This is a genomic window from Candidatus Cloacimonadaceae bacterium (genome assembly GCA_030693415.1).
Classification (GTDB): Bacteria; Cloacimonadota; Cloacimonadia; order Cloacimonadales; family Cloacimonadaceae; genus JAUYAR01.
Map to the genome: position 1 here is coordinate 20,258 of JAUYAR010000182.1, position 9,874 is coordinate 30,131.

A 9,874-nucleotide genomic window follows, 5' to 3' on the forward strand; every position below is an offset into this window, starting at 1 on the left:
CAAGAACCGGAGAAAGTTCTTGACGGAAAACGCCCCCATACATATATGAACACATATTCATATTAATGAGGTAACCATGGAGACGAACTGTCTGTGCAAAATGATCGGTGATAGCGAGATAAATGAGATCAAAGCCAATCTTCCGGATGGGCAGACGATAGACTATTTGAGCGAGTTTTTCAAGGTATTTGGGGATAGTTCCCGGCTGAAGATTCTCTATTTTCTATCCCGACATGAGCTTTGTGTAGCGGATCTTTCCACCTTGGTGGAAATGCATCAATCTGCCGTTTCGCACCAGCTCAAGATACTGCGTATGAATCGCTTGGTGAAGTATCGCAAGGACGGCACGACCATCTATTACGCTCTGGACGACGCGCATGTCCAATCTATTTTCGCTGTGGCGCTTGAACACATCCGCGAAGCGAGATTCTGATGATCATCAAAGAATATGAGATTAGCAATCTCAATTGTGCCGGCTGCAGCGCCAAGATCGAAGACAAGATCAAATCCCTTCCCGAAGTCAGTTTTGCCAATCTGGACTTTCTCAATAAAAAACTCACTATTCAGTTTCATGAATCGATAGACAACGCTCTTGAGCGGTTAAATCAGATCGCGGATAGCATCGAAGCTGGAGTCAGCATTGCCCCGATCGGCTTGGCGGTTCCACAGGGAAAATCCAAGTTTTTCTGGCTGCCCATCGGCTTGGGCGTGTTTATGATCATTGCGGCGCACTTCGTTTCGCTTTCGCCATTGGCGGAAACACTCATCGGTATCATCGCCTATCTGCTTGTCGCTCATCGCGTATTGATGGTGGCGCTGAAAGGTTTGCTGAGGAAAAAGGTCTTCTCCGAGCATTTTTTGATGAGCATCGCGACTATCGGTGCAATCTATCTCGGAGAATACACCGAAGCCGCGGCGGTGATGGTTTTATATGAGATCGGGCAGTATCTTGAAAACCGGGCGATAGAGCGTTCCCGGTCGTCAATCAAAAGCATGCTATCCCTGAAACCGGAACGCGCACACAAGCAAACCCCAGATGGCATAAAGGATTACAAGCTCTCGGAGATCGCAACCGGAGACATCATCCTCGTCTATCCGGGTGAAAGAGTTCCCTTGGACGCGGTGATCACCAAAGGCGAAACGACAGTGGACACCTCATCTCTGACCGGAGAAGCGGAGCCGCTTTACGTGAACGAAGGCATGGACATCTATGCCGGCTACATGAACAATAGCGGACTGATCAAAGCCTGTGTCCGCAGCGTGGAAGCGGAAAGCACTATTTCGCGCATCCTGAAACTGATCGAAAGCGCCACCGCACGGAAATCCCCCCAGGAAAAGTTCATCACCCGCTTTGCCGGATATTATACTCCAGCAGTGGTGCTCGGAGCTTTCCTGGTATTTTTGATCCCGGTTTTGTTGGGAGCTTCATCTGAGGTCTGGTTGAAACGCTCGCTGGTATTTTTGATCGTCTCCTGTCCCTGCGCTTTGGTGATTTCCATCCCGCTCACCTATTACATCAGCATCGGTATTGCCGCAAAACGGGGTATCATCTTGAAAGGCAGCAACTATCTGGACGTGCTAAATAAAGTCCGCACCGTCGTCTTTGACAAGACCGGAACCCTCACCACCGGCGAGCTCAAGATCGACAAGCTGCTGATCTTGGACGAAAGCAATCCCGAAGAGCTGATCGACACGCTCTACCGCGCTGAATACACTTCTTCGCATCCCTTTGCTCTGGCGATCAAAAGCGCCTATTCCGCGGAATACTCACCCGCGTTGGTAAATGCTTATTCGGAATATTCAGGCAAAGGTATTCTGCTGCAATATGATAGCGATCTACTCATTGCCGGATCGGAAGCTTATATCCGCGAATACGGTTTTGTCAATGTGATCGATACCGGTGCCGCAAGTGCTGTACATGCTGTGAAAAACAATGTGTATTTGGGCTGCATCACGTTTACGGACGAAGTGAAACGCGGCATGAAAGAAGTGATCCAATCCCTGCGTGGCAGAGGAATCACTCACTTTGCAATGCTCTCCGGCGATCGTCATCAAAAAGCCGAAATCGTCAGCCGCGAAGTGGGTCTCGATGCCTTTTATGCCGAACTGCTGCCATCTCAGAAACTCGAAAAGCTCGAACAGATCATGCGCAGCAAACCTGGAAAGCTTGCCTACGTGGGCGACGGCATGAACGACGCGCCTACTTTGGCAAGAGCGGACGTAGGCATCGCCATGGGCAAAATCGGCAACCAGGCATCCATTGAAAGCGCCGACGTTGTGCTCCTCAACGACCGTCCCGAACAGCTTGCCGGAGCTTTCACATTAGCGGATGCGACCAACCGCACCGTGATCCAAAACATCGTCTTTGCCCTCGGAGTGAAGGCATCGGTCATGGCATTGGGAATTAGTGGTATCAGCGGGCTCTGGGAAGCCATCATCGCGGACGTGGGAGTGACGCTGCTGGTGGTCTTCAACTCCATGCGGATGATGAAGGCAAAACGCCACGCTTGACAAAAAGCTTGCTTCCAGCTTTCTGACGATATCGTCTCATGTCCTTGAAATTAATGGAGATAAAATGTCTATAGTTATCACCTTACCGGATGGCTCGCAAAAGAGCTATAAACAACCCATTTCTGCTTACGCGGTTGCTGAGGAGATCAGTCCCCGCCTTGCGGAAGCATCCATCTGTGCCGAAGTTGACGGCAAGCTGGTTGATATCAACCATATAATCGAAACCGACGCCTATTTGATCCTCCACACCTTCAAATCCGAAACCGGAAAAGACGTTTACTGGCACAGCACCGCGCACCTCATGGCGCAAGCCGTGAAACAGCTTTTCCCCAATGTGTTGGTGACCATCGGACCCGCCATCGAGCACGGCTTTTATTATGATTTTGATCGCGACGAACCCTTTACCGATGGAGATTTGCGCCTGATCGAAGAACGCATGAAAGAACTCAGCAAGCAGGATCTCACCTATACTCGTCGCGAGCTCAGCAAAGCGGAAGCGATTGATATCTTTGGCAATATGGGTGAAAAGTACAAGCTTGAAATCCTCAGCGAGATTCCCGATGCAGATATCATCAGCACCTATCAGCAGGGCGATTTTATCGATCTCTGCCGCGGACCGCACATTCTTTCCACCGCAAAAATCAAAGCGGTCAAATTGCTCAAAACCTCAGGCGCCTACTGGCGTGGAGACGAGAAGAACAAGATGCTCAAACGCATCTATGGCATCTCTTTCCCCAGCAGCAAAGAGCTTGGTGAATACCTGCAGTTTCTGGAAGAAGCGGCAAAGCGCGATCACCGCAAACTGGGTAAAGACCTCGACCTCTTTTCCATCAACGACGAAGTGGGACCCGGGCTCGTGCTTTGGCATCCAAACGGTGCCATGATCCGTCATCTGATCGAAAGCTATTGGAAAGAAGAACACCTCAGACGCGGCTACAAACTCGTCTATAGCCCACACGTGGGACGCGCCAATCTTTGGGAAACCAGCGGACACCTCAGTTTCTACAAGGAAAGCATGTATTCAGCGATGGACGTGGAAGGGCAGGATTATTACATCAAACCGATGAATTGCCCTTTCCATATCAGCATCTATAATTCCAATCACCACAGCTATCGCGAGTTACCTTTGAGGCTGGCGGAATTGGGAACCGTCTATCGGTATGAGCGTTCCGGCGTTTTGCATGGATTGATGCGTGTGCGGGGATTCACTCAAGACGACGCCCACATCATCTGCACTCCCGATCAGCTCGATTCTGAAGTGGAAAAGCTGATCGTATTCTCTCTGGACATGCTTCGGCACTTTGGTTTCAAGGACTTCATGATCTATTTGAGCACTATGCCGGACGCGGCTGTGGGTGCAAAAGAGGATTGGGACAAAGCAACCCTGAGCTTGCGTAGCTCATTGGATAAGCTCGCACTTATATACACAGTTGACCAAGGCGGCGGCGCTTTCTACGGTCCCAAGATCGATATCAAAATCAAGGACGCCATCGGTCGCGCCTGGCAATGCACCACCATCCAGTTCGATTTCAACCTTCCGATGCGCTTTAACATGCAATACATCGGCAGCGACAATACCACGCACTGTCCCTTCGTGATCCATCGCGCCGTTTTGGGTTCGGTGGAGCGTTTCTTTGCCACTCTGCTTGAATACCATGCCGGCAATCTACCCTTGTGGCTTTGCCCGGTGCAGGTGATGCTGATTCCGATCACCGACGCTCAGAACGAATATGCAGCCGGACTCATGGAGAAACTCCAGCTACACGGTCTGAGAGCTGAGATCGATACCCGCAGCGAAAAGATCGGATACAAGATTCGTGACGCCGAGATGAAAAAACTCCCCTTTATGTGCATCGTCGGCAAAAAAGAAGAAGAAAGCGGAACCATCACAGTGAGACAGCACACCGTCGGCGATCTTGGCTCCATGAGCTTTGACGAAGCAGTGCACAAGATCCGCGAGCATAAATAAATAAAGCGTTCCCAAAGGGGTGCGCATCTACGATTTGGAAGAATAATGAGCATCAAAGACGACATCGTCCATGAGCTTTCACTGGAAGCCAACGCCATCCTCAAAGTAGCGGAACAGCTTGATCCGCAAGCGCTTGATACTGCCTTTGAGCTGTTGAAAAATTGCAGCGGTAAGGTGGTGCTGACCGGAATCGGCAAAGCCGGTATCATTGGCAGAAAAATCTCCGCCACGCTTGCCAGCACCGGAACCACCTCCATCTTTTTGCATGCCGCGGAGGGAATTCACGGCGATCTCGGTATGCTGCAAACAAATGATCTCGTGATCGCAATCTCAAACAGCGGCAACACCCAGGAACTTCTTTCAATCATACCTTTCATCAAGTTCATCGGTGTTCCCCTGATTGCTTTCACCGGAAACACGGATTCTCAGCTCGCTCAGGCGGCGGATGCAGTTTTGGATTGCTATGTTCCCCCTGAATACGAGCCCCTCGGCATGGTTCCAACTTCCAGTACCACAGTCGCTTTGGCTTTGGGAGACGCTTTTTCCATCGCCCTGCTCAAGCACAAAAACTTTAGCATCGCAGATTTTGCCCGTTTCCATCCCGGCGGCTCGATTGGGAAAAAACTCCTGCTCAAGGTCAAAGACCTAATGCATACCGGAGATGCTTTGCCGATCGTGAAATATGACGCGCCAATGAGCGGAGCAATCTTGGAAATGACCTCCAAAAAGTTGGGCTGCACTGCCGTAGTCGATGATGATAACCTGCTCGTCGGAATGATCACCGATGGGGATCTGCGACGCCAGATTCAAATCAAACAAGCCAAATTACTGGATTTTCAAGCTGCCGATTGCATGAGCTCGAATCCCAAACATAGCAAACCTGAAGAACTCGCCATGTCCGCCCTCCACCTTATGGAAGAATTCAAGATCACAATGCTGCCTGTGCTCGATGAGCAGGGACACCCTCTCGGAATGCTGCATATGCATGACCTGATCAAAGCCGGAGTGATCTGACCTGTAGCGCAGCATGCCGATGCTGCGAAGATGAGAGATTCAGAGATTGATTTCACCACAGAGAAACAGAGAGATCAGAGAAGAGATAAGGCTCAAACCTTGACCAGAACGGAATATGGAATTACCGACGTCCCCGTCGGTTCCAACACGTCAAGCCCCATCAGTGGCGATACAAACACCCACAGCGTCGATTCCCCAAATCTGCCTTAATCATCCAACTGCCTTTAATTTCAAACTCTTAACCGTCCAATTCGTGTCCTTCCCCGAGAGCATTACGGAATCAATATGGAATTACCGACGTCCCCGTCGGTTCATGCGCGGTTCGGAAATGTCTTTGTATCAATTGTTCACGGGGTTTCGCCTTCGCTGTACCTCGAGTTATCTTGTGTTGCTTTTGTTGGGTCTGCCGCGCTGGAACCGACGGGGACGTCGGTAATTCCATATCCGTGTCCCCGTCGGTTCATGCGCGGTTCGGAAATGTCTTTGTATCAATTGTTCACGGGGTTTTGCCTTCGCTGTACCTCGAGTTATCTTGTGTTGCTTTTGTTGGGTCTGCCGCGCTGGAACCGACGGGGACGTCGGTAATTCCATATCCGTTTTGCGGACTGATCAAGATTGAACTTCATCTCATCACTCTGCTCTTGCTCTTTTCTTGCTCTTTTCTTGCTCTGCTTTCCTCTGTGTTAAACTCAATTCTCACCTCTCAAATCTCTTCTCTGATCTCTCCGTATCTCTGTGGTGAAAATCATCTCTGCATCTCACCCGTTCACTTAAATATATGTAGCTGTGCCATTTTCTCCACGCGCTTGGACGGATCTCCCCTACCCAACCACTTTTGAAAGAGCATAAAGCTCTCTTCCCCGGCGGAAAAGACCAGATCGTCCACGTTTTTGTTGCTGCGAAAATCTTCCCAACCGGAGATCGGCTCCGTGGCAAAGACAAAGTATAGCGTCTCGATGGTCAGATCCCGGTTTGGATCCGCCACCGCCACCAGGGTTTCCCTCCAGGTCTGATCTTTGCCGATCCGGTTTGAAGTGTATTGCATGGTGGGATAGACCATTGCCACGCTGTTGTCGCAGAGAAAATCGAAGATATAGAGATAGCCGTCGGTGTTGGGAGTGATCGAAAGCTCGAACTCTTCCTTGTTCCGCAGCAGGGTGTTGCTCAGTTTCACATTCAGGTATATATGGGAATTGTAGGTCTTTTCCATCGGCACAATCGTGGCGTTGTATTGGATATGATAACGCAGGCTGTGGCTTCGCCCATCAAATACAGGACGCGCGGAGATAACTTTTTCTACCAGAAATCTGCCCGCTGAAGAGGACATCATAAAGATGCTCCTGGCGGTGCTCTCGTCAAAGTTTTTGTTGCGCTCCACATACATGTCCGTGGTCAAAGAGGTGATCGAGACGTCCACCGGCAATGCCTTTTGCAGAGCGATCTGGCGCACAAAATCAAGTGTCTTGGATCGGGCTTCTTTCAAAGACACGTCGTCGTTGAAAACCCTGAATGTATCGATCTCCACTACGATCCCGGAGGCGTCCGCGGATTTGATGTTCGCGGTGGGACTCTGAGCTGGAGTAGCTGTTTTAGGTGGGGTCGTCACCGCCGGTTTTGTGGTTTGTTTGCCTTCCAATTCTGCACTCGCGCTTGCCGCCTTTTGTTCGATTTCCTGGTATGAAGCGTCTCTGCCGGTGGGCTTGGACGCGCTTTTGTCCTTCGCGCAGGCGGAAAAGATCAATGCCGTCAATAGAATGCTCGCCCAAACGCTATGACCAAAAACATTGCTCTTTACCATTGGATCAGCACCCTCCCAGGCTCTCCGCTCATCAATTGCGGATTTTGTTCGCGTCCCATGCGCCTTGCCGTGGCGGGCACGTTTTCAATCAGGTATTCGTTCAGTTCCTGCAGGGTGATCTTGTTGTCCATGTTGATGTCCGCGTCGCCGCGCATGCCTTTCATCAGGAAATAGGAAAACAAGCCATGCAGCTTATCCGAATATGATGATGCAATCTCGCTGCCGGAGGATGCCGCGAACACGCTGAGATTACCCGCTGCTTTGGGGGTCTCGGTTTTGATAGAGACCGGTCTGGCACCGGCGAGGATGATCTCGTTTTCGCGGTTGGCGCCGGAAAAACACGAATCCAGAAAGAGGGTGATCTGTTTCGCTTTCAGGTTTTGCAGGTTGGCATAAAGAGTTTCGAGGTCATAGCCGGAAATCGAGGCATAGTCTGGATTTCCGTCATAAGGCAGCAGATACGCCTTTTTGCTGTTGATGTCCGGTGCGCCGTGTCCGCTGTAATAGATAAAGATCTCGCAGTCCTTGTGGGAAGCGTTCTTATCCAGCCAGCCGCGGGGGTCGAAAATCTCCCTCAAGGTGCCCGATGTGGCATGCTCGTCCAGTTTCTCATAGATGTTTGCCATGGGGATGCCTAACACTTTGTTGAAGTATTCTTTCATAAACTCCGCGTCTCGGCGGGCAAAACGAACCGAAGATGCGTTGCGGTAATTCTCGATGCCGATCACCACGCCCCAGCGGTTTTTATTAGCTTTGCCAAAGGTGGGAATGCCCTGTTCGATGTCTATGGAAAGAGAAGGCGCGGCACGGATTTGTGCCTGAGAGTGCTTACCGGTGATGATCATCGCTTCGGCGGTTTTTTCAGCTCGGTTGAAAGCGAGGTTGAGCGGCTGGTTGAGATTGCTGAATCTGCCCCTCGCTTCGTTGAGATTGATCTTGATCTCGAGTTTGGTGGCGGTTTTGGCGCTGATGATGTCAAAAACGATGTCCTTATATCCGCCGGAAGGGATGTCCCCCAGATTGTGCAAAGCGCCGCTGCCTTGCATGAAATAGGTCAATTCTCCCAGATTCACTTCCGCGCTCACCCCTTTGGCGATGCCCTGTCCACGGTTATGGATTCTGGCGCGTACCTCGACCTGCTCACCGGGTTCGATCTTGCCGTTTTTGCTCTGATCCGCGATGCCAGAGTCCGCGATGTAAATATCCGGTGCGAGCAACGCCTTGGTACTAAATTTAAGGGGTTTATCGTCCGGCGGAAAGCCGTTTTGCTCCCTGAAACTTATCCGCAGTTCCACTTGAGTGTCGGTTAATCCGGATTCGCCTTTGAGAGTGATGCTTTGGGAAACTGTCTGCCCCGCCTTGACCTCTCCGAAATACAGCGATCCGGGATAGGAAACCGCGCTGCTGCCAGTCAGGTTAAAGATCGCTTCCACCATATTGGCGCTACCCTTGCCGCTATTGTTGATATTGATCGTCAGCGTTGCCGTCTCTTCTGCGTCCAACATGTTGTTGCCGCCGGGCTCCGAAAATGAGATGATCGCTTCCAGCCGGGGCGGTATGATGCTAATAATTGTGGTCGAGCCGCCAAGAGCCGGCGCCTTGTCCGTCGATGCAAAGGTGCCCGCTTCGCCGCTCAGCTTGGCTTCCAGATAATCCCAGCCCATGTTCTGATTGAGCTGGCGGGTGACGGACAAGCTGTATTTGGCAAAGTTTTGCTTTACGCCGGGCGCCTTGTCCAAAGGCACGACTACGTCAAAGGTCTTGCCGGGGATCGATACCTTAAATTTCTGCGTTTCCGAGTCATAAGCTCCCAAGGTTCCTTTCATCTGGATGGTCTCTCGGGATTGGTTAAGGATTTGCCGCATACGCAGATCCAGTTTGGCGATATAGGCATTATGCGCGGCGCGGGCGTCATTTATCTTCTGCTCATACTCTCTGGTGATCGCGGCAACTCGCGCGTTTACATCCTTTTTACGTTGCTCAAATTGAGCAATGGTCTCAAACTCGCCTTTCACAAGGTTTTGATATTCGCTGATTCTGTAAGCGCGCTCAGCTTCCAAAGCCGTGGATGAAAACGGTGTCTTTATCCACCCACTTAGCGTCAGCGTTTCAAAGCTGAGGTCTGCCCAAAGGACTCCGCAAATTATCCCCAGGCAAATAATCGTAATTGTCCGTTTCATTTAGTCCTCCCCAATGGTTGTGTCGTTCTAAAGTAGATGATACACTGTGTCTTGTCAAACAACAAAATGTCCGGTTTTCGAAGCTGAGAAGCTCTACTAACCTGAATATAATCATTTGATGCCATGGCACCTGGATACGAAACTGGGCTATCCATTTTGCTCACCTGAAAAATCTTTTCATTTATCAGTTCCGGCGGTCTATGATTTTGCATCATCATAGCATTGAAGACCCGAAAGCCGTTGTTGTTGTTCCTGTTATCGGGATTGTTGTTGTTGCGGTTGGCAACCCGACAGTTGTTGTCATTGTTGTTCCAAGAACCACCACGCAGCACAGGTTTATGTTTCATACCCATATTTATACAACCAGTTTCCAGTGTTTATTACCTGTCCTGAACTCTATCT

The 9,874-nt window shown here is 50.5% G+C and carries 8 protein-coding genes; 5 read left to right on the forward strand and 3 right to left on the reverse strand.

The genetic code is table 11. From position 1 onward, the window contains the following. The first annotated feature begins 76 nt into the window (after positions 1-76). The 5 genes from Q8M98_11820 (at position 77) to Q8M98_11840 (ending at position 5,704) form a co-directional block, all read left to right on the forward strand. On the forward strand, positions 77-433 hold the full coding sequence (locus Q8M98_11820; protein MDP3115438.1) for a metalloregulator ArsR/SmtB family transcription factor: 357 nt from the start codon (positions 77-79) through the stop codon (positions 431-433). Beyond that, positions 433-2,511: a heavy metal translocating P-type ATPase gene (locus Q8M98_11825; protein MDP3115439.1), complete on the forward strand. Its 2,079-nt coding sequence runs from the start codon at positions 433-435 to the stop codon at positions 2,509-2,511. Before Q8M98_11820 ends, Q8M98_11825 begins: the two co-directional genes overlap by 1 nt. A gap of 64 nt (positions 2,512-2,575) precedes the next feature. Beyond that, the gene (gene thrS / locus Q8M98_11830) at positions 2,576-4,480 is read left to right on the forward strand and encodes a threonine--tRNA ligase (protein MDP3115440.1); all 1,905 of its coding nucleotides are present in this window, start codon (positions 2,576-2,578) and stop codon (positions 4,478-4,480) included. A gap of 45 nt (positions 4,481-4,525) precedes the next feature. Further along, entirely contained in the window at positions 4,526-5,494 is a 969-nt protein-coding gene (locus Q8M98_11835) for a KpsF/GutQ family sugar-phosphate isomerase (protein ID MDP3115441.1), read from the forward strand. Between the two features lie 30 nt (positions 5,495-5,524). Beyond that, positions 5,525-5,704, forward strand: coding sequence for a hypothetical protein (locus Q8M98_11840; GenBank protein MDP3115442.1), 180 nt, complete (start codon positions 5,525-5,527; stop codon positions 5,702-5,704). A 556-nt stretch (positions 5,705-6,260) separates the two neighbouring features. On the opposite strand, the gene Q8M98_11845 is transcribed toward Q8M98_11840, so the two are convergent. Genes Q8M98_11845 through Q8M98_11855 form a run of 3 tightly spaced genes read right to left on the reverse strand, consistent with a single transcriptional unit; the run spans position 6,261 to position 9,819 of the window. Further along, the gene (locus Q8M98_11845) at positions 6,261-7,292 is read right to left on the reverse strand and encodes a hypothetical protein (GenBank protein MDP3115443.1); all 1,032 of its coding nucleotides are present in this window, start codon (positions 7,290-7,292) and stop codon (positions 6,261-6,263) included. Continuing rightward, positions 7,286-9,472 carry a caspase family protein gene (locus Q8M98_11850; GenBank protein MDP3115444.1) on the reverse strand — a complete coding sequence of 729 codons (2,187 nt, stop codon included), beginning with the start codon at positions 9,470-9,472 and terminating at the stop codon, positions 7,286-7,288. Before Q8M98_11850 ends, Q8M98_11845 begins: the two co-directional genes overlap by 7 nt. Next, positions 9,469-9,819: a hypothetical protein gene (locus Q8M98_11855; GenBank protein MDP3115445.1), complete on the reverse strand. Its 351-nt coding sequence runs from the start codon at positions 9,817-9,819 to the stop codon at positions 9,469-9,471. The genes Q8M98_11850 and Q8M98_11855 overlap by 4 nt, the downstream gene beginning before the upstream one ends. Between the last annotated feature and the right edge of the window lie 55 nt (positions 9,820-9,874).

Excerpts from the sequence above, each read along its gene's own strand:
- Q8M98_11845 (MDP3115443.1), bottom strand. The coding sequence starts at position 7,292 with ATGGTAAAGAGCAATGTTTTTGGTCATAGCGTTTGGGCGAGCATTCTA.
- Q8M98_11840 (MDP3115442.1), top strand. The coding sequence starts at position 5,525 with ATGAGAGATTCAGAGATTGATTTCACCACAGAGAAACAGAGAGATCAG.
- Q8M98_11835 (MDP3115441.1), top strand. The coding sequence starts at position 4,526 with ATGAGCATCAAAGACGACATCGTCCATGAGCTTTCACTGGAAGCCAAC.
- Q8M98_11850 (MDP3115444.1), bottom strand. The coding sequence starts at position 9,472 with ATGAAACGGACAATTACGATTATTTGCCTGGGGATAATTTGCGGAGTC.
- thrS (MDP3115440.1), top strand. The coding sequence starts at position 2,576 with ATGTCTATAGTTATCACCTTACCGGATGGCTCGCAAAAGAGCTATAAA.
- Q8M98_11820 (MDP3115438.1), top strand. The coding sequence starts at position 77 with ATGGAGACGAACTGTCTGTGCAAAATGATCGGTGATAGCGAGATAAAT.
- Q8M98_11825 (MDP3115439.1), top strand. The coding sequence starts at position 433 with ATGATCATCAAAGAATATGAGATTAGCAATCTCAATTGTGCCGGCTGC.
- Q8M98_11855 (MDP3115445.1), bottom strand. The coding sequence starts at position 9,819 with ATGAAACATAAACCTGTGCTGCGTGGTGGTTCTTGGAACAACAATGAC.